45 protein-coding genes are annotated in these 25,776 nt (G+C 53.3%); 6 read left to right on the top strand and 39 right to left on the bottom strand.

Features of this window, described 5'->3' with window-relative positions; translation table 11 throughout:
* The first annotated feature begins 366 nt into the window (after positions 1–366).
* On the top strand, positions 367–909 hold the full coding sequence (locus AC4PR2_RS24685; protein WP_004929699.1) for a gamma carbonic anhydrase family protein: 543 nt from the start codon (positions 367–369) through the stop codon (positions 907–909).
* Positions 910–947: 38 nt separating this feature from the next.
* Here AC4PR2_RS24685 and aroE read toward each other — a convergent pair whose 3' ends face one another.
* From aroE to dprA, 5 genes are read right to left on the bottom strand one after another with little or no spacing between them, the layout of a single operon-like run.
* Complete coding sequence (gene aroE, locus AC4PR2_RS24680; protein WP_197804367.1) at positions 948–1,766, bottom strand: shikimate dehydrogenase; 819 nt, start codon at positions 1,764–1,766, stop codon at positions 948–950.
* A gap of 11 nt (positions 1,767–1,777) precedes the next feature.
* Entirely contained in the window at positions 1,778–2,347 is a 570-nt protein-coding gene (tsaC, locus tag AC4PR2_RS24675; protein ID WP_047729720.1) for an L-threonylcarbamoyladenylate synthase type 1 TsaC, read from the bottom strand.
* Between the two features lie 7 nt (positions 2,348–2,354).
* On the bottom strand, positions 2,355–2,900 hold the full coding sequence (locus tag AC4PR2_RS24670; protein WP_019456195.1) for a DNA topoisomerase family protein: 546 nt from the start codon (positions 2,898–2,900) through the stop codon (positions 2,355–2,357).
* A 25-nt stretch (positions 2,901–2,925) separates the two neighbouring features.
* Positions 2,926–3,399 (bottom strand): DUF494 family protein Smg, encoded by a 474-nt coding sequence (gene smg, locus AC4PR2_RS24665; protein ID WP_033650013.1) that lies wholly within the window; start codon positions 3,397–3,399, stop codon positions 2,926–2,928.
* Complete coding sequence (dprA, locus tag AC4PR2_RS24660; RefSeq protein WP_060441500.1) at positions 3,371–4,492, bottom strand: DNA-protecting protein DprA; 1,122 nt, start codon at positions 4,490–4,492, stop codon at positions 3,371–3,373. Before dprA ends, smg begins: the two co-directional genes overlap by 29 nt.
* Before the next feature lie 133 nt (positions 4,493–4,625).
* Here dprA and def point away from each other — a divergent pair, with 133 nt between their 5' ends.
* The 5 genes from def (at position 4,626) to mscL (ending at position 9,444) form a co-directional block, all read left to right on the top strand.
* Positions 4,626–5,135 (top strand): peptide deformylase, encoded by a 510-nt coding sequence (def, locus tag AC4PR2_RS24655; RefSeq protein ID WP_015379260.1) that lies wholly within the window; start codon positions 4,626–4,628, stop codon positions 5,133–5,135.
* A gap of 17 nt (positions 5,136–5,152) precedes the next feature.
* The gene (gene fmt, locus AC4PR2_RS24650; RefSeq protein WP_060424591.1) at positions 5,153–6,097 is read left to right on the top strand and encodes a methionyl-tRNA formyltransferase; all 945 of its coding nucleotides are present in this window, start codon (positions 5,153–5,155) and stop codon (positions 6,095–6,097) included.
* A 72-nt stretch (positions 6,098–6,169) separates the two neighbouring features.
* Positions 6,170–7,459 carry a 16S rRNA (cytosine(967)-C(5))-methyltransferase RsmB gene (gene rsmB, locus AC4PR2_RS24645; RefSeq protein ID WP_060424589.1) on the top strand — a complete coding sequence of 430 codons (1,290 nt, stop codon included), beginning with the start codon at positions 6,170–6,172 and terminating at the stop codon, positions 7,457–7,459.
* Between the two features lie 55 nt (positions 7,460–7,514).
* A complete protein-coding gene (gene trkA, locus AC4PR2_RS24640; protein WP_004929716.1) occupies positions 7,515–8,891 on the top strand; it encodes a Trk system potassium transporter TrkA in 1,377 nt (458 codons plus the stop codon).
* Between the two features lie 136 nt (positions 8,892–9,027).
* Positions 9,028–9,444 carry a large-conductance mechanosensitive channel protein MscL gene (gene mscL / locus AC4PR2_RS24635; protein ID WP_025304493.1) on the top strand — a complete coding sequence of 139 codons (417 nt, stop codon included), beginning with the start codon at positions 9,028–9,030 and terminating at the stop codon, positions 9,442–9,444.
* Positions 9,445–9,502: 58 nt separating this feature from the next.
* Here the strand turns inward: mscL and AC4PR2_RS24630 are convergent, their stop codons facing one another.
* From AC4PR2_RS24630 to AC4PR2_RS24465, 34 genes are all read right to left on the bottom strand, one after another.
* Positions 9,503–9,709, bottom strand: a complete 207-nt coding sequence (locus tag AC4PR2_RS24630) for an alternative ribosome-rescue factor A (RefSeq protein ID WP_142110613.1) — start codon at positions 9,707–9,709, stop codon at positions 9,503–9,505.
* 75 nt (positions 9,710–9,784) lie between these two features.
* The gene (gene zntR / locus AC4PR2_RS24625) at positions 9,785–10,216 is read right to left on the bottom strand and encodes a Zn(2+)-responsive transcriptional regulator (RefSeq protein ID WP_033636251.1); all 432 of its coding nucleotides are present in this window, start codon (positions 10,214–10,216) and stop codon (positions 9,785–9,787) included.
* Positions 10,216–10,590, bottom strand: a complete 375-nt coding sequence (locus AC4PR2_RS24620) for a DnaJ family domain-containing protein (protein ID WP_047729714.1) — start codon at positions 10,588–10,590, stop codon at positions 10,216–10,218. Before AC4PR2_RS24620 ends, zntR begins: the two co-directional genes overlap by 1 nt.
* A gap of 148 nt (positions 10,591–10,738) precedes the next feature.
* The gene (rplQ, locus tag AC4PR2_RS24615) at positions 10,739–11,128 is read right to left on the bottom strand and encodes a 50S ribosomal protein L17 (protein WP_004929726.1); all 390 of its coding nucleotides are present in this window, start codon (positions 11,126–11,128) and stop codon (positions 10,739–10,741) included.
* Between the two features lie 40 nt (positions 11,129–11,168).
* Positions 11,169–12,158: a DNA-directed RNA polymerase subunit alpha gene (locus AC4PR2_RS24610; RefSeq protein ID WP_002919219.1), complete on the bottom strand. Its 990-nt coding sequence runs from the start codon at positions 12,156–12,158 to the stop codon at positions 11,169–11,171.
* Between the two features lie 25 nt (positions 12,159–12,183).
* Entirely contained in the window at positions 12,184–12,804 is a 621-nt protein-coding gene (gene rpsD / locus AC4PR2_RS24605; protein ID WP_492175592.1) for a 30S ribosomal protein S4, read from the bottom strand.
* A gap of 30 nt (positions 12,805–12,834) precedes the next feature.
* Positions 12,835–13,224: a 30S ribosomal protein S11 gene (gene rpsK, locus AC4PR2_RS24600; protein ID WP_004929731.1), complete on the bottom strand. Its 390-nt coding sequence runs from the start codon at positions 13,222–13,224 to the stop codon at positions 12,835–12,837.
* A gap of 16 nt (positions 13,225–13,240) precedes the next feature.
* Positions 13,241–13,597, bottom strand: coding sequence for a 30S ribosomal protein S13 (rpsM, locus tag AC4PR2_RS24595; protein ID WP_004929734.1), 357 nt, complete (start codon positions 13,595–13,597; stop codon positions 13,241–13,243).
* A gap of 148 nt (positions 13,598–13,745) precedes the next feature.
* Positions 13,746–13,862, bottom strand: a complete 117-nt coding sequence (rpmJ, locus tag AC4PR2_RS24590; RefSeq protein ID WP_002227352.1) for a 50S ribosomal protein L36 — start codon at positions 13,860–13,862, stop codon at positions 13,746–13,748.
* 33 nt (positions 13,863–13,895) lie between these two features.
* Positions 13,896–15,227, bottom strand: coding sequence for a preprotein translocase subunit SecY (gene secY / locus AC4PR2_RS24585; protein ID WP_004929740.1), 1,332 nt, complete (start codon positions 15,225–15,227; stop codon positions 13,896–13,898).
* A 7-nt stretch (positions 15,228–15,234) separates the two neighbouring features.
* Positions 15,235–15,669, bottom strand: coding sequence for a 50S ribosomal protein L15 (rplO, locus tag AC4PR2_RS24580; RefSeq protein WP_004929742.1), 435 nt, complete (start codon positions 15,667–15,669; stop codon positions 15,235–15,237).
* A gap of 3 nt (positions 15,670–15,672) precedes the next feature.
* Positions 15,673–15,852: a 50S ribosomal protein L30 gene (gene rpmD / locus AC4PR2_RS24575; RefSeq protein WP_048232028.1), complete on the bottom strand. Its 180-nt coding sequence runs from the start codon at positions 15,850–15,852 to the stop codon at positions 15,673–15,675.
* Between the two features lie 6 nt (positions 15,853–15,858).
* A complete protein-coding gene (rpsE, locus tag AC4PR2_RS24570) occupies positions 15,859–16,359 on the bottom strand; it encodes a 30S ribosomal protein S5 (RefSeq protein ID WP_004929747.1) in 501 nt (166 codons plus the stop codon).
* Between the two features lie 14 nt (positions 16,360–16,373).
* Positions 16,374–16,727: a 50S ribosomal protein L18 gene (rplR, locus tag AC4PR2_RS24565; RefSeq protein ID WP_004929748.1), complete on the bottom strand. Its 354-nt coding sequence runs from the start codon at positions 16,725–16,727 to the stop codon at positions 16,374–16,376.
* Positions 16,728–16,736: 9 nt separating this feature from the next.
* Positions 16,737–17,270, bottom strand: a complete 534-nt coding sequence (gene rplF / locus AC4PR2_RS24560) for a 50S ribosomal protein L6 (RefSeq protein WP_004929751.1) — start codon at positions 17,268–17,270, stop codon at positions 16,737–16,739.
* Positions 17,271–17,284: 14 nt separating this feature from the next.
* Entirely contained in the window at positions 17,285–17,677 is a 393-nt protein-coding gene (gene rpsH / locus AC4PR2_RS24555) for a 30S ribosomal protein S8 (RefSeq protein WP_004929753.1), read from the bottom strand.
* 30 nt (positions 17,678–17,707) lie between these two features.
* A complete protein-coding gene (gene rpsN / locus AC4PR2_RS24550; RefSeq protein WP_019456186.1) occupies positions 17,708–18,013 on the bottom strand; it encodes a 30S ribosomal protein S14 in 306 nt (101 codons plus the stop codon).
* Positions 18,014–18,026: 13 nt separating this feature from the next.
* Positions 18,027–18,566, bottom strand: coding sequence for a 50S ribosomal protein L5 (gene rplE, locus AC4PR2_RS24545; RefSeq protein WP_004929756.1), 540 nt, complete (start codon positions 18,564–18,566; stop codon positions 18,027–18,029).
* Positions 18,567–18,580: 14 nt separating this feature from the next.
* Positions 18,581–18,895 (bottom strand): 50S ribosomal protein L24, encoded by a 315-nt coding sequence (rplX, locus tag AC4PR2_RS24540; protein ID WP_019456185.1) that lies wholly within the window; start codon positions 18,893–18,895, stop codon positions 18,581–18,583.
* A 9-nt stretch (positions 18,896–18,904) separates the two neighbouring features.
* A complete protein-coding gene (rplN, locus tag AC4PR2_RS24535) occupies positions 18,905–19,276 on the bottom strand; it encodes a 50S ribosomal protein L14 (protein WP_492175591.1) in 372 nt (123 codons plus the stop codon).
* 172 nt (positions 19,277–19,448) lie between these two features.
* Positions 19,449–19,703, bottom strand: coding sequence for a 30S ribosomal protein S17 (gene rpsQ, locus AC4PR2_RS24530; protein ID WP_004929760.1), 255 nt, complete (start codon positions 19,701–19,703; stop codon positions 19,449–19,451).
* A complete protein-coding gene (gene rpmC / locus AC4PR2_RS24525; RefSeq protein WP_004929762.1) occupies positions 19,704–19,895 on the bottom strand; it encodes a 50S ribosomal protein L29 in 192 nt (63 codons plus the stop codon).
* Positions 19,895–20,305 (bottom strand): 50S ribosomal protein L16, encoded by a 411-nt coding sequence (rplP, locus tag AC4PR2_RS24520; protein ID WP_004929764.1) that lies wholly within the window; start codon positions 20,303–20,305, stop codon positions 19,895–19,897. The genes rpmC and rplP overlap by 1 nt, the downstream gene beginning before the upstream one ends.
* 12 nt (positions 20,306–20,317) lie before the next feature.
* Positions 20,318–21,016, bottom strand: a complete 699-nt coding sequence (gene rpsC, locus AC4PR2_RS24515) for a 30S ribosomal protein S3 (RefSeq protein ID WP_004929766.1) — start codon at positions 21,014–21,016, stop codon at positions 20,318–20,320.
* A gap of 17 nt (positions 21,017–21,033) precedes the next feature.
* Entirely contained in the window at positions 21,034–21,366 is a 333-nt protein-coding gene (rplV, locus tag AC4PR2_RS24510; protein WP_002223844.1) for a 50S ribosomal protein L22, read from the bottom strand.
* Between the two features lie 14 nt (positions 21,367–21,380).
* Positions 21,381–21,659 (bottom strand): 30S ribosomal protein S19, encoded by a 279-nt coding sequence (gene rpsS / locus AC4PR2_RS24505; protein ID WP_004929772.1) that lies wholly within the window; start codon positions 21,657–21,659, stop codon positions 21,381–21,383.
* Between the two features lie 14 nt (positions 21,660–21,673).
* Positions 21,674–22,498, bottom strand: coding sequence for a 50S ribosomal protein L2 (rplB, locus tag AC4PR2_RS24500; RefSeq protein WP_004929775.1), 825 nt, complete (start codon positions 22,496–22,498; stop codon positions 21,674–21,676).
* An 18-nt stretch (positions 22,499–22,516) separates the two neighbouring features.
* On the bottom strand, positions 22,517–22,819 hold the full coding sequence (gene rplW, locus AC4PR2_RS24495; protein WP_004929776.1) for a 50S ribosomal protein L23: 303 nt from the start codon (positions 22,817–22,819) through the stop codon (positions 22,517–22,519).
* Positions 22,816–23,421, bottom strand: coding sequence for a 50S ribosomal protein L4 (gene rplD / locus AC4PR2_RS24490; protein ID WP_004929779.1), 606 nt, complete (start codon positions 23,419–23,421; stop codon positions 22,816–22,818). The genes rplW and rplD overlap by 4 nt, the downstream gene beginning before the upstream one ends.
* A gap of 10 nt (positions 23,422–23,431) precedes the next feature.
* Positions 23,432–24,061, bottom strand: coding sequence for a 50S ribosomal protein L3 (gene rplC, locus AC4PR2_RS24485; protein ID WP_015379265.1), 630 nt, complete (start codon positions 24,059–24,061; stop codon positions 23,432–23,434).
* Between the two features lie 32 nt (positions 24,062–24,093).
* Positions 24,094–24,405 (bottom strand): 30S ribosomal protein S10, encoded by a 312-nt coding sequence (gene rpsJ, locus AC4PR2_RS24480; protein ID WP_001181005.1) that lies wholly within the window; start codon positions 24,403–24,405, stop codon positions 24,094–24,096.
* 379 nt (positions 24,406–24,784) lie between these two features.
* Positions 24,785–25,264 carry a bacterioferritin gene (gene bfr, locus AC4PR2_RS24475; RefSeq protein ID WP_492175590.1) on the bottom strand — a complete coding sequence of 160 codons (480 nt, stop codon included), beginning with the start codon at positions 25,262–25,264 and terminating at the stop codon, positions 24,785–24,787.
* Positions 25,265–25,337: 73 nt separating this feature from the next.
* A complete protein-coding gene (bfd, locus tag AC4PR2_RS24470) occupies positions 25,338–25,532 on the bottom strand; it encodes a bacterioferritin-associated ferredoxin (RefSeq protein WP_015379266.1) in 195 nt (64 codons plus the stop codon).
* Between the two features lie 130 nt (positions 25,533–25,662).
* Positions 25,663–25,776, bottom strand: a 114-nt coding sequence (locus tag AC4PR2_RS24465; protein WP_455678424.1) for an EF-Tu C-terminal domain-related protein, incomplete at its 5' end; no start/stop codon positions are given.

The following is a 25,776-nucleotide window of genomic DNA, read 5'->3' as shown; positions in this document are numbered from 1 at the left end:
ATTGTCTGATAAATTGTTAAAGAGCAGTGAGTTAGGCGCTTTCGCTTGCTAACTCGAGGTGGCGTATATTACGCTTTCCTCTTTCAGAGTCAACCCTAATTTTCAGGATTTTTTCTCTTTCTTCCCGGCCGCTGTGTGAAGTGAATCACTTGCGCCGTGTCGATGGAGGCGCATTATAGGGATCCGAGTTTTTTGCACAACCCCTTTTTTGATCTTTTCTTTCTGTTTGCACACTTTTCAGCCCTTCCGGGTGGATCTTGTGCGATCAGGGCCATTTTCCGCAGGATCCGGCGCTGCTGTTGGTTGTAATTCCATCGCCAGAGTCTAGTATTGCCGGTAAATATGATCCCGACGTGAGGCAGCATTATGTCCGATGCAGTACGTTCTTATCTTCAATACACCCCCAAACTCGGTCAGCGCGTCTTGATCGATCCTTCCAGCGTCGTGATCGGCGACGTCGATCTGGCGGATGACGTCAGCATCTGGCCGCTGGTCGCTATCCGCGGCGACGTCAATGCGGTAAAGATCGGCGCGCGCAGCAATATTCAGGACGGCAGCGTACTGCATGTGACTCACCGTTCCGAACACAACCCAGACGGTTATCCCCTGCTGATTGGGGAAGACGTGACCGTGGGCCATAAAGCGATGCTGCACGGCTGCGCCATCGGCAACCGGGTGCTGGTCGGTATGGGATCGATCCTGTTGGACGGTGTAGTAGTAGAAGACGACGTAATGATTGGTGCCGGCAGTTTGGTGGCGCCGGGCAAGCGCCTGGCGAGCGGCTATCTTTATATGGGCAGCCCGGCACGCCAGGTTCGGCCGTTGACCGCCGCCGAGTTGGAGGGATTGCTTTACTCTTCTAACAACTATGTACGCTGGAAAGACGAATACCTGTCGGAAGATATCTGATGGGCGCCCCGTTCCCTATAAAGAGAACGGGGTAGGATTTATGCCGCCAGCTCGCTGCGCAGCTGGCGCAATACCGGCTCGATCTCTGGCATCACTCCGTGCCAAAGCAGGAAAGCATGCGCCGCCTGCCCCACCAGCATACCCAGCCCATCGGCATATTCCGTTGCCCCCCGCTGCTGCGCCCAGGCCAGGAATGGCGTGACGCCCTGCTGATAGAACATGTCATAACAACGGGTTTTCGCGTTGACTACGCCCGCGGGCAAGGCCGGGATCTCCCCGCTGATGCCGGACGCCGTCGCATTGATCACCAGATCGAACGCTTGCTGATCCAGTTGATCCATCGGCGCCGCCGAGATTTCCCCCAAATGCCGGAAAGCGTGGGCCAACTCTTGAGCCCGGCTGAAGGTGCGGTTGGTGATCGTGAGCCGGCAGCCGAAAGACAGCAGCGGTAGGATCACACCGCGCGCTGCGCCGCCGGCGCCCACCAGCAGAATGCGATCCTGCGGCCGGATCAATTGTTGACGCTGCAGATCGGTCAGCAAACCGATGCCGTCGGTGTTATCCCCCAATAGACCGCCATTCGGCAATACCTTCAGGGTATTGACCGCCCCGGCCATCGCTGCACGCTCGCTCAGCTCAGAAGCGGCCGAATAAGCTCGCTCCTTGAAGGGTACCGTGACGTTCGCGCCCAGCCCTCCGGCGTGGATAAACGCCTGCAGGCTGGTTTCAAAACTGTCCAACGGCGCCAACACCGCTCCATAAGGATGCTCAATGCCAGTCTGGGCAGCGAACAGCGCATGAATTCGCGGCGACTTGCTGTGACCAATAGGGTTGCCAAATACCGCAAACTTCTCCATGCCCATTACCTCTAGCCCTGACGGATCTGTTCGCCGGTCAGAGCATCTCTGATTTCGGAAGGATTAAGACGGCCACCCACCTCGCCGGCCAATACCGGGAAAGCAGTGCCGAATTGTCGTGTGACTTCATCCGCACTGCGGCACGGCTCCAACCCACTGAGATTGGCACTGGTCGATACCAGTGGCTTACCGTACTGCCGACACAGCCGCTGCACCAACGGGTGATCGCTAACGCGCACCGCCAGCGAGCTGAAACGCCCGGTCAGTAAACGTGGCGTCTCCGGGCGAGCAGGCAACACCCAGGTTACCGGCCCAGGCCAGCTGGCGAACATCGTCGCGCGCTGCTGTTCGCTGAGCGCACTGTCGTCGATATAAGGCTTAAGCTGCGCATAGTCGGCGGCGATCAGAATCAGCCCCTTTTCCCACGGCCGCTGTTTCAACGCCAGCAGCGCATTGACCGCCTGTTCGCTGTCGGGATCGCACCCCAGGCCGAATACCGCTTCGGTAGGATAGGCAATCACCTGCTGTTGATGCAAAGCATCGATGATAGATACAAGGTTCGGGCTTAATTCTGAGTTCATGATGTGATTATTCTGTAGTCGCGACGGGTTTTCCGCACAGCTTGCTGGCACAGCACAGGACGGGGCCTTTTGCCGTGCGCTTTTCCATCAGCAGCGGATAATGGCAATAGGCACATTCACCGGCGACGGGTTTAACATTGAGGGCAAATTGGCATTCCGGGTAACGATCGCAGGAGTGAAAAACCTTGCCATAGCGCGATTTACGCTGCAGCAGTTTGCCCTGACCGCACTGCGGACAGGTAATGGCGGTTTCGTCAGGCTTATCGATCACTTCAGTGTGATCGCACTGCGGATAATCGCTGCAACCGATAAACATGCCATAGCGCCCCTGGCGCAGCACCAACGTCGCCTGGCACTTCGGGCACTGTTGCCCATCCAGCACCTTGACGATATGCCCGTCGGCCTGCGCTTTCAGCGGGCGAATATATTGGCATTCAGGGTACTGGGAACAACCGAGGAAGGGGCCATGGCGACCGCTACGGATCACCAACTCGGCCCCGCATTCCGGACAGGGTTCATTTTGCCTGGCGGCAAAAATCGCGTTTTTTGTCATAACGTCTTCTATGCGCGTTATCGGCTCAATGCAGATAACCTTCGTTCACTTCAAACAACAGTTCTTCCATTTGCTGATAGGCGCTTTCATATCCGGGGATATTAAACAGCACCATCAACACGACCCATTTCAGATCTTCGAGATCGAATTCCGCATTATCCAAGGCCATAACGCGGTCGATAACCATTTCACGGGTTTCGAGGTTCAATACCTGAATCTGTTCCAGGAACAGGAGAAAACCACGGCAGCCGGCGTCCAAACGCGCGCTTTCCTCTTCGGTGTAGATCCGCATCGCCAGCGGATCGGCATCCATAAAGTAAGGCGCATTTTGACCTTCTTGCAGGTCAGCCAACTTCTCAAGCCAATTCAACGCGTTGTAGATATCATCCCGATGAAACCCCGCCTGAGCGAGATCATCAGTCAGTTGATCCTGATCGACGCGCATCTCTGGTTCATTGTGGATATAAGTTTCAAACAAGTACATGAGTACGTCGAACATGGCTTGCCCTCCTTATTCGGACATAGCCGCCGGGTACAGCTGCGATCCAACCTGCTAACTCCAGTTCGAGTAACTTGATTACCACCACTGGCACAGGTTGGCCGGCACGTTCAGCGACGACGTCAACAGGTGTCACCTCATCTCCTACGTTAGCCAACACATCGGCAAATGGCAATTCAACTTCAGCCTGCGACGCACAAATAGTTGTATTTTCGTTCAGTGGCAGCCAGTGAAGGCCGCTTCCCAGCAATTCTGCGATATCTTTAGGCCCGGTGACCAGGTGCGCGCCCTGTTGGATCAGCCAATGTGTCCCCTCGCTCATCGGGTTCCCTAACGGCCCCGGCAAGGCGAACACTTCACGCCCCTGCTCCAGCGCATAGCGAGCCGTCACCAGAGTACCGCTGCGCAACGAGGCTTCTATGACCAGAACGCCCTGGCTCAGCCCGCTGATAATACGGTTACGGCGCGGAAAATGGTCGGCCAGAGGTAAATCAGTGACCAAATGATCTGAAATCACCGCGCCGCCCTGCTCGACAATATGCTCCGCGAGCCTGCGGTGCCGGCGTGGATAAACATTGGCCAGTCCGCTGCCCAGCACCGCTACCGTGCAACCCCCGACCGCCAGCGCTGCGCGATGGCAAATGCCGTCGATGCCGATCGCCAAACCGCTGGTGATGGTGAAACCGCAACGCGCCAATTCCTCGGCGAAATAATTGGCCCAACGCTCACCGTAGTGGCTGAACTGCCGGCTGCCAACCATGGCGAGCTGCGGGCGCAGCAACGCCTGAGGATCGCCCTCGATCAGCAGAAACAGCGGCGCATCGTCGATCTGGGCCAGGCGTTCCGGATAACCGGCCGCTCCGTAGTTCAGCATACGGTGCGCCGGCTCCTCCAGCCAACGCAGGGTCGCGGCCAGATAACCGGGATCCACCTGGTTGAACTGCGTCTGCTGCCGTTCGTCCAACCCTAGCTCATGCAGCACGCGGCGAGGCTCGCACCCCATTTGCGATAGCTGCCGCACGAGCCGGCTGGCCACAACGGTCTGCAGCCCCGTTACCCCTCGCATCCGTAAAGCGATCTCTTCCGGCCGCATCGTCTGTTCCCTCAGCAAAAACGGTGGTATTACCAATCTGAGCAATTGGTGCGCAATGCTGTCAATCAGGCCGGGAAATGTCTAGAATAGAGGTTAAACCTCGTTCATTACTCGGATACAGATCTAAAGATATATGTCAGTCTTGCAGGTATTACATTTCCCAGACGAGCGTCTGCGCAAAGTCGCAGCGCCGGTAAAAGAAGTCAATGCAGATATCCAGCGCATCGTGGATGATATGTTTGAAACCATGTACGCAGAGGAAGGCATTGGCCTGGCTGCGACTCAGGTGGATATCCATCAGCGCATTATCGTGATCGACGTCTCCGAGAATCGCGATCAGCGCCTGGTGCTGATCAACCCGGAACTGCTGGAAAAAAGCGGCGAAACCGGCATCGAGGAAGGCTGTCTTTCCATTCCCGAACAGCGTGCGTTGGTACCCCGTGCCGCGCAGGTGAAGATCCGCGCGCTGGATCGCGAAGGCAAACCTTTCGAGCTGGAAGCGGACGATCTGTTGGCGATCTGCATCCAGCACGAGATGGATCACCTGATGGGTAAACTGTTCGTCGATTACCTGTCGCCGCTCAAGCGTCAGCGCATTCGTCAGAAACTGGAAAAAATGGCCAAGCTTCAAGCCCGCGCCTAACCGATCAGGAAATCAACGTGTCTGACTCTTTACGGATTATTTTCGCCGGAACACCAGACTTCGCAGCGCGTCATCTTGACGCGCTGTTGTCATCTGAGCACCAGATTGTCGGCGTTTTTACTCAGCCCGACCGCCCGGCAGGCCGCGGCAACAAGCTGACGCCAAGCCCGGTCAAAGTGCTGGCTGAACAACACCAACTGCCGGTCTTCCAGCCCAAATCGCTGCGCCCCGAAGAAAACCAACGCCTGGTGGCCGATCTCCACGCCGACGTGATGGTGGTGGTTGCCTACGGGCTGATCCTGCCGCAGGCGGTGCTGGATATGCCGCGTCTCGGTTGCATCAACGTACATGGCTCGCTGCTGCCTCGCTGGCGCGGCGCGGCACCGATCCAGCGTTCGCTCTGGGCCGGCGACAGCGAAACCGGCGTGACCATCATGCAGATGGACGTCGGTCTCGATACTGGCGACATGATGCACAAGATTGCCTGCCCGATTGAGAGCAGCGATACCAGCGCCAGTCTCTACGACAAGCTGGCACAGCTCGGCCCGCAGGGCATGCTGACTACGCTGCGCCAAATGGCAGACGGCAGCGCCACCCGCGAAGTGCAGGACGAAGCGCTGGTCACCTACGCAGAGAAGCTGAGCAAAGAAGAAGCCCGTCTGGACTGGAATCTGTCCGCCGCTCAGTTGGAGCGTTGTATCCGCGCCTTCAACCCTTGGCCGGTCAGCTACTTCACCATCGACGATCAACCGGTAAAAGTGTGGCAAGCCAGCGTACTGACGCAAAGCACCAACGCGGAGCCAGGCACCGTTGTCCATGCCGACAAGCACGGCATTCAGGTGGCGACCGCCGACGGCATCCTCAATCTGATCCAACTGCAGCCCGCCGGCAAGAAACCGATGTCGGCGCAAGACCTTTTAAATTCACGTCGTGAATGGTTTACCCCGGGTAACCGGCTGTAAGTCACCCCACTGCCCGGCCGTTCATCGCCGGGCCGTTATTTTCTTAATGCCGATCGTTATCAGCTTCAGCCTATGAAAAATAATTACAATCTCCGCAGCATCGCTGCCAAAGCCATCGGCCAGGTGCTGGATCAAGGGCAGTCGCTCAGCACCGTCCTGCCGGCGCTCCAAACCACCATCAGCGATAAAGATCGCGGGTTGCTGCAGGAACTGTGTTTCGGCACGCTGCGCGTGCTGCCGCAGCTCGAATGGTGCATTCAGCAATTGATGGCCAAGCCGCTAACCGGCAAGCAGCGTACACTGCACTATTTGCTGATGGTCGGCCTGTATCAGCTGCTGTATACCCGTATCCCGGCGCACGCCGTATTGGCAGAAACCGTGGAGGGCGCGGTAGCGCTGAAACGCCCGCAGTTGAAAGGCCTGATTAACGGCGTCTTGCGGCAATTCCAGCGCCAGCAGGAAGAGCTGCTGCAGCGCGCCGCCAACAATGACAGCCGCTATCTGCACCCAAGCTGGTTGCTGAAACGCCTTCAACAAGCCTATCCCGCCAACTGGGAACAGATCGTCGACGCCAATAACCAGAAGCCACCGATGTGGCTGCGCGTCAACCGCCTGCATCACACTCGGGAAGCTTATCTGCAGTTGTTGACCGACGCCGGCATCGCCGCAGAACCTCACGCAGACTATACCGATGCAGTGCGTTTGCTGGCGCCTTGCGCCGTGACCGATCTGCCTGGGTTCGCCGACGGCTGGGTCACCGTGCAAGATGCCTCAGCCCAGGGCTGTGTCGATCTATTGGATCCGCAAGACGGTGAACAGATCCTCGATTTATGCGCCGCGCCCGGCGGCAAAACCACGCATATTCTGGAAGCGGCACCGAAAGCGCATGTCATGGCGGTCGATATCGACGAACAGCGCCTGGCGCGGGTGAAAGAAAACCTGCAGCGCCTGCGTTTGCATGCCGAAGTTAAGCTGGGTGATGGCCGCACCCCGCAGCAATGGTGCGGTGACAAGCAGTTCGACCGGATCCTGCTGGACGCACCTTGTTCCGCCACCGGCGTGATCCGCCGTCATCCCGACATCAAATGGCTGCGCCGCGATCGCGACATCGCCGAACTCGCCGCGCTGCAGGCCGACATCCTGGAAGCCGTCTGGCCCCATCTGAAATCGGGTGGCGTGATGGTTTACGCGACCTGCTCTATCCTGCCGGATGAAAACAGCAGCCAGATCGCCGCGTTCTTGCAGCGCCACGCCGATGCCAAGCTGGTTGAAACCGGCGATGCGCAGCGGCCTGGGCGGCAGAATATCCCGCATCCCGAGGACGGCGATGGCTTCTTTTACGCTAAGCTGATTAAAATGTAATGCTTCGGGGCGTGCACGCGCGCCCTAAGTCTTTCAGTGTGAAGCAGAGAACACGATGAAAATAATTATTCTTGGTGCCGGTCAGGTTGGCGGGACGCTGGCGGAAAACCTGGTGGGTGAAAACAACGATATCACCGTCGTCGATACCGATTCCGGTCGTCTGCGTCAGCTGCAGGATAAATTCGATCTGCGCGTGGTTCAGGGGCACGGCTCTCACCCTCGAGTGCTGCGCGAAGCCGGCGCGGAAGACGCCGACATGCTGGTCGCCGTCACCAACTCCGACGAAACCAACATGATCGCCTGCCAGATCGCCTATTCTCTGTTTAATACCCCCAACCGTATCGCCCGTATCCGCGCGCCGGAATATATCCGCGAGTCGGAGAAACTGTTCCTGCCGGAAGCGGTGCCGATCGACCATCTGATTTCACCGGAACAGTTGGTCATAGACTATATCTACAAGCTGATTGAGTACCCCGGCGCGTTGCAGGTGGTCAATTTCGCCGAAGGCAAGGTCAGCATCGCCGCGGTTAAAGCCTATTACGGTGGCCCGCTGGTCGGCAATGCGCTCTCTTCGATGCGCGAACACATGCCACATATCGACACCCGCGTCGCCGCAATTTTCCGCCAGGACAGACCGATCAGGCCGCAAGGCTCGACCATTATCGAAGCCGGTGATGAAGTCTTCTTCGTCGCCGCATCACAACACATCCGCGCGGTGATGAGCGAACTGCAGCGGCTGGAAAAACCGTATAAGCGCATCATGATCGTCGGTGGCGGCAACGTCGGCGCCGGCCTGGCCGCCAAGCTGGAAAAAGACTACAACGTCAAACTTATCGAGCGAAACCAGCAACGCGCCGCCGAACTGGCCGAGCAGCTGCACGATACCATCGTGTTCTACGGCGATGCCTCCGACCAGGAGCTGCTGGCCGAAGAGCACGTCGAGCAAGTGGATGTCTTCATCGCTATCACCAACGACGATGAGGCCAACATCATGTCCGCCATGCTGGCCAAGCGCATGGGCGCCAAGAAGGTAATGGTATTGATCCAGCGCCGCGCCTATGTCGATCTGGTGCAAGGCAGCGTGATCGATATTGCCATTTCCCCCCAACAGGCGACCATCTCCGCCCTGTTGGGGCACGTGCGCAAAGCGGATATCGTCAGCGTTTCGTCACTGCGCCGCGGCGTGGCGGAAGCGATCGAAGCGATTGCCCACGGTGATGAAAGCACGTCCAAAGTGGTCGGCCGCATCGTCGAAGACATCAAGCTGCCACCAGGTACCACCATCGGTGCGATCGTGCGTGGCGACGACGTTATCATCGCCAATGGCAACAGCAAAATCGAACAGGGCGATCACGTCATCATGTTTATTACCGACAAGAAATTCGTGCCGGACGTTGAACGCTTGTTCCAACCGAGCCCGTTCTTCTTGTAGAACGAATTTATTAGGCGATGGTCTATAATCGCGTAGTTGTTCTCTGCCTTGGGGGAGATAAAACTTCTCTCCTTTTGTGGCAAAGGGAAATTGCTTTGTTAAACTTGAGTTATTAATTCTGCAAGGGGTGCGTTCTATGAGTATGTTGAAAGAGTTTCGCGAATTTGCCATGCGTGGCAACGTGGTCGATTTGGCCGTCGGTGTGATTATCGGTGCTGCATTCGGCAAGATTGTTTCGTCCTTCGTGGCCGATATCATCATGCCACCTCTGGGCCTACTGATCGGCGGCGTCGACTTTAAACAGTTCCATCTGGTTTTACGTGAAGCTCAGGGCGCCGTCCCGGCGGTGGTAATGAACTACGGTTCATTCATTCAAACCGTATTCGACTTCGTGATTGTCGCCTTCGCCATCTTCCTGGCGATTAAATTGATGAACAAAATGCGCCGCAAGCAGGAAGAAGCTCCGGCAGCGCCGCCAGCACCTACCGCAGAAGAGAAACTGCTGACGGAAATCCGTGACCTGCTGAGCCAGCAACAACAGCCAAAACTGTAAAACAGCGTTTGGTTACGCCAATAAAAAGCCACCTGACGAAGGTGGCTTTTTTAATGCCTTAAAACCAGAAGGCCAGTGGTAACTTATCGTTTGATCGTTTACCACTGGCCTCCCAGTTACCGCCTTTGTTGTGTTTTTCTTTACGCCGATAGCTGCCTTTGCCTTTCACATTCTTTTCTACTCGTTGACGGAATAGCGGATCATGCAGCAGCGCCTCAATGGCGTTATCTTGAATCTGACCTTTAGTGTGACGATATTTCGTCATGATAATGCTCCTGTAAAAGGTGGGGTAATAAAACGGGGCGATAATACTGCCGGCGGTATAAAAATTAAAGTGCCGTCAGCAACCTTTTTTGCCTTTTTCATCGCTGGCACCCTGTTCCAAGGCTTCCAGAATAGAGCAATAATTGCTGGTATGGGCAGTGCCGCAGCAGGCATCACTCAGCCGCTTCAGCGATTCGCGCATACGAGTCAGCTCCGCCAACTTGCTTTCCACTTCGCTCAGCCGCGCATCGACGATCGACTTCGACTCTTGGCAGGTATGATGCTCAGGATCGACGCGGATCGACAGCAGCTCGGCGATCGTTTCCAGAGTAAACCCCAGCTGCTTGGCATAGCGAATGAAGCGCAGCCGCTGCAGATCCTGCTCGGTATACAACCGATAGCCGCCTTCGGTGCGGACATTGTGATCCATCATGCCCTGCTTTTCATAGTAACGCACGGTATCCGGCGTCACTTCGGCAAGCTTGGCCAACTGACCTATCTTGAACATTACTTCTCCTCCCGGGTGAATTTGCCATCCAATGCACGCTGATATTCGCCATGCAAGAAATCCGTACTCATCCCAGCCTGACGTAATCGATGCTCCAGCAGCGCCATGCGTTTACTGAGTTCGACATAATCCGGATGCTCACTGCTAATCCCTTGCAGCAAGCGAGCAACGGTCAACGCCTCTTTGCGATCTTCCAACTCCGGTGGAAGGTAACCGGCATTTTTCAGCAGACGGTAACCGGCGCGTAGCTCAGCCGGCACCGCGCTGTCATCTTCCAGCGTCAACGGTTGGCCCTGGCCGGGCAGATTGTCGAACTCGCCTTTATCCTGGGCATCAAGGATATGACGTTCCGCCCATTGATCGAGCAACCCCATGACAGACAGCCTCGGTAAGCCTAATGATGAAGCCTTAGCATAGCGGATAGGGGCGGGGATCTTAAGCGCAGCGGGAGAATTACGCACATTTGGCTGGGTTTGGACGTAAAAAAACCGGGCAAGCCCGGTTTTTTTACGCGTCTACAGATTACTCTGCAGTTGCTACTTCTGCTTGAGACTCAGCACGATCAACCAGCTCGATGTATGCCATCGGCGCGTTGTCGCCTGCGCGGAAGCCACACTTCAGAATGCGAGTGTAACCACCGGCACGGCTCGCGAAACGCGGGCCCAGCTCGTTAAACAGTTTTGCCACGATCTCGTTATCACGAGTACGGGCGAATGCCAGACGACGATTAGCTACGCTGTCGGTCTTGGCAAGAGTAATCAGCGGCTCAACAACGCGACGCAGCTCTTTTGCTTTTGGCAGGGTCGTCTTGATGATCTCATGACGAACCAAAGAGCCGGCCATGTTACGGAACATAGCCTGGCGATGGCTGCTGTTACGGTTCAGTTGACGACCACTCTTACGATGGCGCATGACCTTATCCTTCTCAGTAAAACCTTAACCTGTGATCCGGTTACTCGTCAGCAATGCTTGCCGGCGGCCAGTTTTCCAGGCGCATGCCCAGAGACAGACCACGTGAGGCCAGCACGTCTTTAATCTCGGTAAGAGATTTTTTACCCAGGTTTGGCGTTTTCAGCAACTCAACCTCGGTACGCTGTACCAGATCACCGATGTAGTGGATAGCTTCTGCCTTGAGGCAGTTAGCAGAGCGGACAGTCAATTCCAGATCGTCAACAGGGCGCAGCAAGATCGGATCGAACTCTGGTTTCTCTTCTTTAACTTCCGGCTGACGTACATCACGCAGGTCAACGAAAGCTTCAAGTTGTTCAGCCAGAATGGTGGCCGCACGGCGGATCGCCTCTTCAGGATCGATCGTGCCATTGGTCTCCATCTCGATGACCAGCTTATCCAAGTCAGTACGCTGTTCTACACGCGCAGCTTCAACATTGTAGGCGATACGCTCTACAGGGCTGTAGCAGGCGTCAACCAACAGACGACCGATTGGGCGCTCATCTTCTTCCGAATGAATTCGGGCAGAAGCCGGCACATAACCGCGACCGCGCTGAACTTTGATACGCATGCTGATAGCCGCGTTCTCATCAGTCAGGTGGCAAATCACGTGCTGAGGCTTGACGATTTCGACATCACCATCATGGGTGATGTCGGCAGCGGTCACAGGGCCAATGCCAGATTTATTCAGGGTAAGAATAACTTCGTCTTTGCCTTGAACTCTCACCGCCAGCCCTTTCAGGTTGAGCAGGATCTCCAGGATATCTTCCTGTACGCCTTCTTTGGTGCTGTACTCATGCAGTACACCATCAATCTCAACCTCGGTCACCGCGCAACCCGGCATAGATGAAAGCAGAATACGGCGCAGTGCGTTTCCAAGAGTATGGCCAAAGCCACGCTCTAAAGGCTCAAGGGTCACCTTGGCGTGCGTCGAACTGACTTGCTCGATATCTACCAGGCGCGGTTTTAGAAACTCTGTCACAGAACCCTGCATTGTGTCCTCTCTTTGGTACTAAGCTTTACTTGGAGTAAAGCTCGACGATCAGGTGTTCGTTAATGTCCGCAGACAGATCGGTACGTTCAGGCATACGCTTGAACACGCCTTCCATCTTAGCAGCATCAACTTCCAGCCAAGTCGGCTTTTCACGCTGCTCAGCCAGCTCCAGAGAAGCTTTAACACGAGACTGCTTTTTAGCTTTCTCGCGGATGCTGACTACGTCATTCGGAGATACCTGATAAGAAGCGATGTTAACAACGTGACCGTTTACCATAACTGCTTTGTGGCTAACCAGCTGACGTGACTCTGCACGAGTAGCGCCGAAGCCCATACGGTAAACAACGTTGTCCAGACGACCTTCCAGCAGCTGCAACAGGGTTTCACCGGTGTTGCCCTTCAGGCGGGTTGCTTCTTTGTAATAGTTACGGAATTGACGCTCCAGAATGCCGTACATACGGCGAACTTTCTGCTTCTCACGCAACTGAACACCGTAATCAGACAGACGCGGTTTACGCGCACCGTGCTGACCAGGTGCTTGTTCAATTTTACACTTGGAATCGATCGCGCGAACGCCAGACTTAAGGAACAGGTCTGTGCCCTCACGACGGCTCAGCTTGAGCTTAGGACCCAAATATCTTGCCATTTTGTTTCTCCAACAATCCTAAAAGCTGCGTTACACGCGGCGCTTTTTCGGCGGACGACAACCGTTATGAGGGATCGGAGTCACATCAGTAATATTAGTGATGCGGAAACCAGCCGCGTTCAGAGCGCGGATAGTAGACTCACGACCAGGACCAGGTCCTTTAACCATAACTTCCAGGTTCTTGATACCGTATTCTTTTACTGCGTCAGCACAACGTTCTGCTGCAACCTGTGCTGCGAACGGAGTGGACTTACGAGAACCACGGAAACCGGAACCACCGGCTGTTGCCCAACCCAAAGCATTACCCTGACGATCAGTGATGGTAACGATGGTGTTGTTGAAAGAAGCATGGATATGAGCCACGCCGTCAGAGACTTGCTTTCTTACACGCTTACGTGTACGAACAGGTGCCTTTGCCATTATTCAATAACCCCGATTATTTCTTGATCGGCTTGCGCGGACCCTTACGGGTACGAGCGTTGGTCTTGGTGCGCTGACCGCGTACCGGCAGACCACGACGATGACGCAAACCACGATAGCAACCAAGGTCCATAAGACGCTTGATGCTCAGGGTAATTTCACGACGCAAATCACCCTCAACGGTGTATTTGGCAACTGCATCACGAAGCTTTTCGATTTGCTCTTCAGACAGCTCACTGATCTTAACATTTTCAGCAATACCCGTGGATGCACAGATAGCCTGTGAACGGGTTTTACCGATACCGAAGATCGACGTTAAGGCGATAACGGTATGTTTATGATCAGGAATGTTAATGCCTGCTATACGGGCCACTATGCACTCCTACTATTTTATACAGCAACACCATTCTGAAAAGCCCGTTTTCAGGATACTCAAATAATGTTGCAGTGCGACATACAAAAGATTGGCTGGCTAATCTAGCCAGCTCAACCCAACTTTGCAAGAAAAATATGCGAGATAATCAGCCTTGACGCTGTTTATGCTTCGGCTCGGCGCTGCAAATCACACGAACGACACCGTTACGCTTAACGATTTTGCAGTTACGACATAATTTCTTGACGGAAGCACGAACTTTCATTTTTACTCTCCGTAACTTCTCAAACGAATCTGACTAGCGGTTATAGCCTTTCAGATTTGCTTTCTTCAATGCAGACTCGTACTGACTTGACATCATCAGAGTTTGCACTTGAGCCATAAAGTCCATGATGACGACAACCACGATCAGTAGCGAGGTACCACCAAAGTAGAATGGTACTTTCATTGCATCACGCATGAACTCCGGGATCAGGCAGATGAAAGTAATGTACATCGCGCCCACCAGGGTTAAACGCGTCATTACTTTATCGATATACTTCGCCGTTTGCTCTCCCGGACGAATTCCTGGTACGAAGGCACCGGACTTCTTCAGGTTATCTGCTGTCTCACGCGGGTTGAAGACCAACGCCGTGTAGAAGAAACAGAAGAAGATGATTGCAGACGCATAGAGTAACACATAAAGCGGTTGCCCTGGCTGCAAATACAGCGAAATCGTAGTCAGCCAGTTCCAACCGGTACCGCCCCCAAACCATGATGCAATCGTGGCCGGGAACAGAATAATGCTGGAAGCGAAAATCGCCGGGATAACACCCGCCATGTTCACTTTCAACGGTAAGTGTGTACTCTGTGCTGCATAAACACGACGACCTTGTTGACGCTTCGCATAGTTAACGACGATACGACGTTGACCACGCTCGATGAAAACAACGAAGAAGGTTACTGCAAACACCAATACTGCAACCAACAGCAGCAGGAGGAAGTGCAGGTCGCCTTGCCGCGCTTGCTCGATAGTATGGGCCACTGCCGGCGGGAGTCCCGCTACAATACCCGCGAAGATAATGATCGAGATACCGTTGCCGATACCGCGCTCAGTAATCTGCTCACCCAGCCACATCAGGAACATTGTCCCGGTCACCAGGCTCACAACCGCAGTAAAGTAGAATGCAAAGCCTGGGTTTAACACCAGGCCCTGCATACCAGGCATATTCGGCAGACCGGTAGCAATACCGATCGACTGGAATATGGCCAATACCAGCGTACCGTAACGGGTGTACTGGCTAATCTTGCGACGGCCAGCCTCCCCTTCTTTCTTGATTTCGGCCAACGCTGGATGAACCACCGTCAGCAGCTGGATAATGATCGACGCCGAGATATACGGCATGATCCCCAGAGCAAAGATAGAAGCACGGCTGAGGGCACCACCAGAGAACATGTTAAACATTTCAATGATAGTGCCTCTCTGCTGCTCAAGCAATTTGGCAAGCACAGTGGCATCGATACCAGGAATCGGAATGAAAGAGCCGATACGGAAGACAATCAGCGCGCCGATTACAAACAAAAGTCTGCGCTTCAGCTCGCCGAGCCCGCCTTTAGCACTTTGAAAATCTAATCCTGGTTGCTTAGCCATCTGCTACTTATTCCTCAATTTTACCGCCAGCAGCCTCGATAGCAGCACGAGCGCCTTTGGTGACACGCAGACCACGCAGGGTTACCGGACGAGCGACTTCGCCAGAAAGTACAACTTTCGCGAATTCGATCTGGACACCAACTACGTTAGCGGCTTTCAGCGCGTTCAGGTCGATAACATCGCCTTCAACCAGAGCCAGTTCAGACAGACGAACTTCTGCCGTGATCATCGCTTTGCGTGAAGTGAAGCCGAATTTCGGCAGACGACGGTACAGAGGCATCTGACCACCTTCGAAACCACGACGTACGCCACCGCCAGAACGAGACTTCTGACCTTTGTGACCACGGCCGCCGGTTTTACCCAGGCCAGAACCAATACCACGACCTACACGCTTAGGCGCATGCTTGGCACCTTCAGCCGGAGACAGAGTATTTAAACGCATCTGTTACTCCTCAACTTTAACCATGTAGGAAACCAGGTTGACCATACCGCGAACAGCAGGAGTATCCTCGCGCTCTACGGTGTGACCAATACGACGCAGACCCAGACCGAGCAGAGTAGCTTTATGCTTCGGCAGACGGCCAATTGAGCTGCGAGTTTGTGTAACTTTAATAGTCTTAGCCATGGTCAATTACCCCAGAATGTCGGCAACGGATTTACCACGCTTAGCAGCGACCATTTCAGGAGACTTCATATTCGCCAGAGCGTCGATAGTTGCACGAACCACGTTGATCGGGTTGGTGGAACCATAAGCTTTAGCCAATACGTTGTGCACCCCAGCAACTTCGAGAACGGCGCGCATTGCACCACCCGCGATGATACCGGTACCTTCATGAGCAGGCTGCATGAACACGCGAGAACCCGTGTGAGCGCCCTTAACAGGGTGCTGCAGGGTGCCGCTGTTCAGCGCGACGTTCATCATGTTGCGACGGGCTTTTTCCATCGCTTTCTGGATCGCTGCTGGAACTTCGCGTGCTTTGCCGTAGCCAAAACCAACGCGACCGTTACCATCACCAACTACAGTCAGTGCGGTAAAGCTGAAAATACGGCCACCTTTTACGGTTTTAGATACGCGGTTTACCGCGATCAGCTTTTCCTGCAGTTCGCCAGCTTGTTTTTCGATGTGAGCCATCTTAAACCTCTTCCTTAGAACTGAAGGCCAGCTTCACGGGCAGCATCTGCCAGTGCCTGGACTCGACCATGATATTGGAAACCGGAACGGTCAAAGGATACTTTCGCAATCCCTTTTTCCAACGCGCGCTCAGCCAGAGCTTTACCTACGGCTGCTGCTGCGTCTTTGTTACCGGAATACTTCAGTTGCTCCGCGATAGCTTTTTCTAAAGTAGAAGCGGCTACCAGTACTTCAGAACCGTTTGGAGCAATCACCTGTGCGTAAATGTGACGCGGGGTACGATGTACCACCAGGCGGGTTGCACCCAGCTCTTGGAGCTTGCGGCGTGCGCGGGTCGCACGACGGATACGAGCAGATTTCTTATCCATAGTGTTACCTTACTTCTTCTTAGCCTCTTTGGTACGCACGACTTCGTCGGCGTAACGAACACCTTTACCTTTGTAAGGCTCAGGACGACGGTAAGCGCGCAGATCTGCTGCTACCTGGCCAATAACCTGCTTATCAGCGCCTTTCAGCACGATTTCAGTTTGGCTTGGGCATTCAGCAGTGATACCTGCCGGCAGCTGGTGATCGATAGGGTGAGAGAAGCCCAGGGCCAAATTCACCACGTTGCCTTTAACGGCAGCACGATAACCAACACCTACCAGTTGAAGCTTTTTGGTGAAGCCTTCGGTAACACCAACAACCATTGCGTTCAGCAGAGCGCGCGTGGTACCCGCTTGAGCCCATGCGTTAGCAAAACCTTCGCGCGGAGCGAAAGTCAGTGCGTTAGCTTCTTGCTTCACTTCAACGGCGTCGTGGATAGTACGAGTCAACTCGCCGTTTTTACCCTTAATCGAAATAACCTGACCGTTGAGTTTTACCTCTACGCCGGCAGGAATGACGACGGGTGCTTTTGCAACACGAGACATTCTTTCCTCCCGAATTAAGCTACGTAGCAGATAATCTCGCCACCAAGACCAGCCTGGCGAGCTGCACGATCGGTCATAACACCTTTAGAGGTAGAAACAACAGCGATACCCAAACCGGCCATAACTTTTGGCAGCTCATCTTTTTTCTTGTAGATGCGCAGACCTGGACGGCTGATACGTTGAATGCTTTCTACCACAGCTTTGCCCTGGAAGTACTTCAGTACCAGTTCCAGAACAGGCTTGGCGTCGCCTTCGATTTTGAAATCTTCAATAAAACCTTCTTCCTTCAGCACGTTGGCAATTGCCACTTTCAGCTTGGAGGAAGGCATGGTGACCGCAACTTTGTTCGCGGCTTGACCGTTACGGATACGGGTCAGCATATCCGCGATCGGATCTTGCATGCTCATCTGTCTTTACTCCCGTGATTCAATTGGTAATTACCAGCTAGCCTTTTTCAAGCCTGGTACTTCACCGCGCATAGCGGCTTCACGAAGCTTAATACGGCTCAACCCGAATTTGCCCACATAACCATGTGGACGGCCAGTTTGGCGGCAGCGTTTACGCTGACGAGACGGGCTGGAATCACGCGGCAGAGTTTGCAGCTTGAGAACGGCATCCCAACGATCTTCATCGGACGCGTTCACATCAGAGATAATAGCTTTCAGTTCAACGCGTTTTGCAAAGAACTTGTCAGCTAATTTCACGCGCTTGACTTCGCGTGCTTTCATTGATTGCTTAGCCATCAGTAACCCTGCCTTACTTGCGGAACGGGAAGTTAAAAGCAGCCAGCAGCGCGCGGCCTTCATCATCAGATTTCGCAGTAGTGGTAATGGTAATATCCAAACCACGAACGCGATCGACTTTGTCGTAGTCGATTTCTGGGAAGATGATTTGCTCACGCACGCCCATGCTGTAGTTGCCACGACCATCGAATGACTTGGCGGACAGGCCACGGAAGTCACGGATACGTGGAACAGCAATGGAGATCAGGCGCTCAAAGAACTCCCACATGCGTTCGCCACGCAGAGTTACTTTACAGCCGATCGGATAGCCCTGACGGATTTTGAAGCCTGCAACAGATTTGCGGGCTTTGGTGATCAACGGTTTTTGACCGGAGATGGCTGCCAGGTCCGCTGCGGCGTTATCCAGCAGTTTCTTGTCAGCAATCGCTTCACCAACACCCATGTTCAGGGTGATCTTCTCGACCCGAGGGACTTGCATGACAGAGTTGTAATCAAACTGAGACATCAGTTGTTTGACTACCTCGTCTTTGTAGTAATCATGCAGTTTCGCCATCGTATTACTCCAAATTACTTGATAGTTTCGCTGTTAGACTTGAAGAAACGGACTTTTTTGCCCTCTTCGAATCTAAAGCCTACACGGTCAGCCTTGCCGGTAGCCGCGTTGAAGATAGCAATGTTAGAAACCTGAATTGCAGCTTCTTTTTCAACAATGCCGCCTGGTTGGTTCAGAGCCGGAACCGGCTTCTGGTGTTTCTTAACCAGGTTGATGCCTTCAACAATGACCTTGCCAGCAGACAGGACATTTTTTACTTTACCGCGCTTACCTTTGTCTTTCCCGGTAATCACGATAACTTCGTCATCACGACGGATCTTCGCTGCCATGTTCGCTCCTTAGAGTACTTCTGGTGCCAGAGAGATAATTTTCATGAACTTCTCATTACGCAGTTCACGAGTTACCGGCCCAAAAATACGCGTACCGATAGTCTGCTCGCTGTTATTGTTCAAAATAACGCATGCATTGCCATCGAAGCGAATGACAGAACCGTCCGGGCGACGTACACCCTTCTTGGTGCGCACCACTACCGCCTTCAGAACATCGCCTTTCTTCACCTTACCGCGAGGAATTGCTTCCTTGATGGTAATTTTGATGATGTCGCCGACGCCTGCGTAGCGACGGTGCGAGCCACCTAGAACCTTGATACACATTACGCGACGTGCACCGGAGTTGTCGGCGACGTTCAGCATAGTCTGTTCTTGGATCATTTTAGTGCTCCGCTAATGTCAACTACTACTTTAAAGACCCAAGTAAAAATTAGGCCGTTGAAAAGCCCCATAACCGAGGGCGCAGCATTATAACACCGCTTACTTGGTATGGGTAGAAAAAATAAACGGCTCATTTTCTGAGCCGTTTATTAAGTGAGAGCCAGCTACTCTATTACAGAATCGCTTTCTCTACAACGCGAACCAACGTCCAGGACTTAGTCTTGGACAGTGGGCGGCATTCGCGGATTTCCACCACGTCGCCGGTACCACATTCGTTGTTCTCGTCATGTACGTGCAGCTTGGTCGTACGTTTGATGAATTTCCCGTAGATCGGGTGCTTCACAGTACGCTCGATAGCAACAACGATGGATTTCTCCATTTTATCGCTAACAACACGACCCTGCAGGGTACGGATAACTTCAGTCATTTACACACCCGCCTTTTGAGTCAGTAAAGTCTTAACGCGTGCGACGTCACGACGCACTTGTTTCAACAGGTGAGTTTGTTGCAGCTGGCCACTGGCCGCCTGCATGCGCAAGTTGAATTGCTCACGCAGCAGGTTGAGCAGCTCGGCATTCAGCTCTTCAACGCTTTTTTCACGCAGCTCTTGTGCTTTCATTACATCACCGTCTTAGTTACAAAGGTGGTTTTGATCGGCAGTTTCGCTGCTGCCAGTTTGAATGCCTCGCGGGCAACCTCTTCTGGCACGCCGTCCATTTCGTACAGGACCTTACCAGGCTGGATCAGGGCAACCCAATACTCCACGTTACCCTTACCTTTACCCATACGCACTTCCAGCGGCTTCTCGGTGATCGGTTTGTCCGGGAATACACGGATCCAGATCTTGCCTTGACGCTTAACTGCACGAGTCATTGCACGACGAGCTGCTTCGATTTGACGAGCAGTCAGACGGCCACGGCCAACAGCTTTCAGACCGAAAGTGCCGAAGCTAACATCCGTACCTTGCGCCAGACCACGGTTGCGGCCCTTGTGCACCTTACGGAATTTTGTACGCTTTGGTTGTAACATCAGCGACTCTCCTTACTTGCGGCCTTTACGCTGCTGCTTTTTAGGTTGAGCAGCCGGTTCCGGTTGTTCAACTGCAGCCATACCACCCAGGATCTCACCTTTGAAGATCCATACCTTAACGCCGATTACACCATAAGTGGTGTGCGCTTCAGATGTGTTGTAGTCGATGTCCGCACGCAGAGTGTGCAATGGAACACGACCTTCGCGGTACCATTCGGTACGTGCGATTTCAGCGCCGCCAAGACGGCCGCTTACTTCAACTTTGATACCTTTAGCGCCAAGACGCATTGCGTTCTGTACTGCACGCTTCATAGCACGACGGAACATAACGCGACGTTCCAGCTGAGAAGTGATGCTGTCAGCAACCAATTTAGCGTCGAGTTCCGGTTTACGGACTTCGGCGATGTTGATCTGTGCAGGAACGCCAGCGATGTCCGCTACGACCTTGCGCAGTTTTTCGACGTCTTCACCTTTCTTGCCGATAACGATGCCTGGGCGAGCAGTGTGAATGGTCACACGGATGCTCTTCGCAGGACGCTCGATAACGATGCGAGAAACGGAAGCTTTCGACAGTTCCTTAGTCAGGAATTGACGAACTTTAAAGTCGCTGTCCAGGTTGTCAGCGAATTCTTTGGTATTCGCATACCAAGTAGAGTTCCAAGGTTTGACAATACCCAGGCGAATACCATTAGGATGTACTTTCTGACCCATTGCTAGTCTCCAGAGTCTCAGCGATCGGACACAACCACAGTAATGTGGCTGGTGCGCTTCAGGATGCGATCTGCACGACCTTTTGCACGCGGCATAATGCGCTTCATGCTTGGGCCTTCGTCTACGAAGATTTTCGTAACTTTCAGATCATCGATGTCAGCGCCATCGTTGTGTTCTGCGTTAGCAATGGCAGACTCCAGCACTTTCTTAACCAGACCAGCAGCTTTCTTGTTGGTGTAGGTCAGAGTTTCCAGAGCTTGCGACACTTTCTTACCGCGAATCAGGTCAGCAACAAGGCGAACCTTCTGAGCAGAAGAACGAGCGTGGCGATGTTTAGCGATAGTTTCCATCTCTTCCTCCTACCTTAGCGCTTTTTAGCTTTTTTATCAGCCGCATGGCCGCGATAAGTACGAGTCGGCGCGAATTCACCCAGTTTGTGACCGACCATTTCATCGGAAACGAACACTGGTACGTGCTGACGACCATTATGGACAGCGATGGTCAAACCGATCATGTTAGGAAAGATCGTTGAACGACGGGACCAAGTGCGCAAAGGCTTCTTGTCACCGCTTTCCACCGCTTTCTCTACCTTCTTCAGCAAGTGCAGGTCAATAAAAGGACCTTTCTTGAGAGAACGTGGCATGGCTTATCCTCTAATTATTTTTTGCTACGGCGACGTACGATGAACTTATCAGTACGCTTGTTGCTACGGGTCTTCTTACCTTTGGTCTGAACGCCCCACGGAGTTACCGGGTGCTTACCAAAGTTACGACCTTCACCACCACCGTGCGGGTGATCTACCGGGTTCATCGCCGTACCGCGAACGGTAGGACGAACACCACGCCAACGTGCAGCACCTGCTTTACCCAGAACGCGAAGCATGTGTTCAGCGTTACCGACTTCACCCAGGGTGGCGCGGCAATCAGCTGGAACTTTACGCATTTCGCCGGAGCGCAGACGCAGAGTTACGTAGGAACCATCACGAGCAACGATCTGAACGTAGGCGCCAGCGGAGCGAGCCATCTGGCCGCCTTTACCTGGTTTCATTTCTACGTTGTGAACCGTTGAACCAACTGGAATGTTGCGCATCGGCAGGGTGTTACCCGCTTTGATTGCAGCATCAACGCCAGATTGAATCTGGTCACCAGCTTTCAGGCCTTTCGGCGCCAGGATGTAACGGCGTTCGCCGTCTTTGTACAGAACCAGCGCGATGTTCGCGGAACGGTTCGGATCGTACTCCAGACGCTCAACCACAGCAGGGATACCGTCTTTGTTGCGCTTGAAGTCAACCAGACGATAATGTTGCTTGTGGCCACCACCGATATGACGGGTGGTGATACGGCCATTGTTGTTACGACCACCGCTTTTGCTCAGTTTTTCCAGCAGCGGGGCATAAGGTTTACCCTTGTGCAGCTCAGGGTTAACCACTTTAACAACGTGGCGACGACCCGGAGATGTAGGTTTACATTTAACAATTGCCATTGTTCTTACTCCTCCGACTTACTCTGCGCCGCCGATGAAGTCCAGATTCTGGCCTTCTTTCAGGGTGACGTAAGCTTTTTTCCAGTCGCTACGACGACCAACACGCTGACCGTGACGCTTCACTTTCCCTTTAACTACCAGGGTGTTCACGTCTTTGACTTCGACTTCAAACAGTTTCTGCACTGCAGCTTTGATTTCTGCTTTGGTCGCGTCTTTGGCAACTTTGAGAACGATGGTGTTGCTTTTTTCCATCGCAGCGGATGCTTTTTCAGATACGTGCGGTGCACGCAGCACTTTCAGCAAACGTTCTTCACGGATCATGCCAGCATCTCCTCAACTTGCTTCACAGCATCAGCAGTCATAACCACTTTGTCGAAGGCGATCAGGCTAACCGGATCGATACCTGCTACATCGCGCACGTCAACCTTGTACAGGTTGCGAGCTGCCAGGAACAGATTCTCATCCAGTTCACCGGTCACGATCAGCACGTCTTCCAGAGCCATATCTTTCAGTTTCTGTGCCAGCAGCTTAGTTTTAGGCGCTTCTACAGAGAACTTCTCGACAACGATCAGACGATCTTGACGTACCAGTTCGGACAGGATGCTTTTCAGCGCGCCGCGGTACATCTTTTTGTTTACTTTCTGACTGTGGTCCTGTGGCTTAGCAGCAAAGGTCACGCCGCCTGAACGCCAGATCGGGCTCTTTACAGAACCTGAACGCGCACGGCCGGTGCCTTTCTGACGCCATGGCTTTTTGCCGGAACCAGTTACTTCAGCACGGGTCTTCTGAGCACGAGTACCTTGACGGGCACCTGCTGCATAAGCAACAACAACCTGGTGTACCAGCGCTTCGTTGAAATCACGACCGAAGGTAGTTTCGGAAACAGTCAGCGCGCTTTGCGCGTCTTTCAATACTAATTCCATTGCTATCCCCTTACGCCTTCACAGCTGGTTTAACGATCAGGTTGCCACCGGTTGCGCCCGGTACAGCACCCTTAACCAGCAGCAGGTTGCGCTCAGCGTCAACACGTACTACGTCCAGGCTTTGAACGGTTACGCGCTCATCACCCAGGTGGCCAGCCATTTTCTTGCCTTTGAACACTTTGCCCGGAGTCTGGTTCTGACCGATAGAACCCGGAACGCGGTGAGACAAGGAGTTACCGTGGGTAGCGTCTTGGGTACGGAAGTTCCAGCGCTTAACAGTGCCAGCAAAACCTTTACCTTTAGAAGTACCGGTAACATCGACTTTTTTAACGTCAGCGAAGATTTCTACGCTAATTTCCTGACCTGCAGCGAATTCTTGACCTTCTTCCAGGCGGAATTCCCACAGACCACGGCCAGCTTCAACGCCAGCTTTAGCGAAATGGCCCGCTTCCGGCTTGGTTACACGGTTAGCTTTTTTGCTACCAGTGGTAACCTGAACGGCACGGTAACCGTCGGTGTCCAGGCTTTTAACCTGAGTCACGCGGTTCGCTTCAATTTCAATTACGGTTACTGGGATAGAAACGCCATCTTCAGTGAAGATACGGGTCATACCCACTTTTTTACCGACTAAACCAATCATTGTTTCAACCTCTCAATCGCTCAATGACCTGATTAACCCAGGCTGATCTGCACGTCTACACCGGCAGCCAGATCCAGACGCATCAGAGCATCAACGGTTTTCTCGGTTGGCTCAACGATGTCAACCAGACGCTTGTGAGTGCGAATCTCGTACTGATCGCGCGCGTCTTTGTTGACGTGTGGAGAGATCAGAACGGTAAAGCGCTCTTTGCGAGTTGGCAGCGGGATCGGACCACGGACTTGCGCACCAGTGCGCTTTGCAGTCTCGACGATTTCCGCGGTTGATTGATCGATCAGACGATGATCAAACGCTTTCAGGCGGATACGGATTCTTTGGTTCTGCATGAGACCAGAGCTCCAATTATTTATAAACGTAAATAATTACTCCTCACACCCATTTCGATTGATGGGGGAGTGTAATCGTCAACATATAACCCCCATATCGGGAGTATTGTTCGAAAGGCAAAAAAGGCCTGCCAATCGACTGATTCGCTAAAATCAGGCTTACCAAGATTAGGTAAGCCCGCGCATTATACGCAAAATGGCCCAGGAAGCAAGCCGCAGTTGGAAATATGCTCAGGAAATCGTCATTTTTGCGCGTTCAGCGGCAGTCGCGAGATGAGGACGGCTAACAGGGTATGAATTATGCTTGGCGGGGAAGCTCCCCTGCCCCACCGTAAAAACGGTCGCCGGCAGGAGAGACGATGACGAACGGAAGACAGGCTTACTCTTTGCGCTCTAGAACCTGGGCCTGGGCATAGTTTTGAATACCGAGGCGAGCGATCAGATCCAGCTCGGTTTCCAGCCAGTCGATATGCTCTTCTTCATCGGCCAGGATATCGATCATCAAATCGCGGCTGACGTAATCATGAATCGAGTCGGCATAGGCGATACCTTCACGCAGGTTTTTAGCGCCTGCCAGCTCCAGCGCCAGATCGGAACGCAGCATCTCTTCAATGTCTTCGCCGATGTTCAGCTTGCCGAGATCCTGCAGGTTAGGGAGCCCTTCCAGGAACAGGATACGCTCGATGTAGCGATCGGCATGCTTCATTTCGTCGATCGACTCGTGGTATTCCTTGTCGTTGAGGCGCATTAAGCCCCAATTCTTGAACATGCGGGCGTGCAGGAAATATTGATTGATGGCAACCAGCTCGTTGCCGAGCAGCTTGTTGAGGTGAGCAATGATCTTTGTATCGCCTTTCATAGGTAACTCCTCCTGGCCAGTTCTAAAAGTGTAGAACCTGTAAGCCAAGAGTCAAAAATAACCTTACCCTTTGTTAGGCAACTTCATGCATTGGGATGATAGTTCCGCGTTCCTCCACCATAATCTGTCTTGCCTGACGAATGCACTTTCCACAATCGGTACCAATCGGCACAAGTTCACGCAGCTGCTTCATGGTATGGGGATTGTGCTGACGCACCGCATTACGGATCGCTTTGTCAGTCACCGCATTACACAGACATACATACATAGAGAGACTCACTTCTTAACCAATGCATTGAGTCTAAATAGGAATGGTTTTTATTTCAATTAAGATTTGAACAAATTGCATAAAAAAAGGGCACCGAAGTGCCCTTTTTGTGTCGAAAAATTATTCGCGATTAAGCGATAACTTTAGCAACAACACCAGCGCCTACAGTACGGCCGCCTTCACGGATTGCGAAACGCAGACCGTCGTCCATCGCGATTGGGTGAATCAGGGTGACAACCATGTT

It is taken from the genome of Serratia sp. A07, from assembly GCF_058725505.1.
This window is presented reverse-complemented; position numbering and strand designations above follow the sequence as displayed.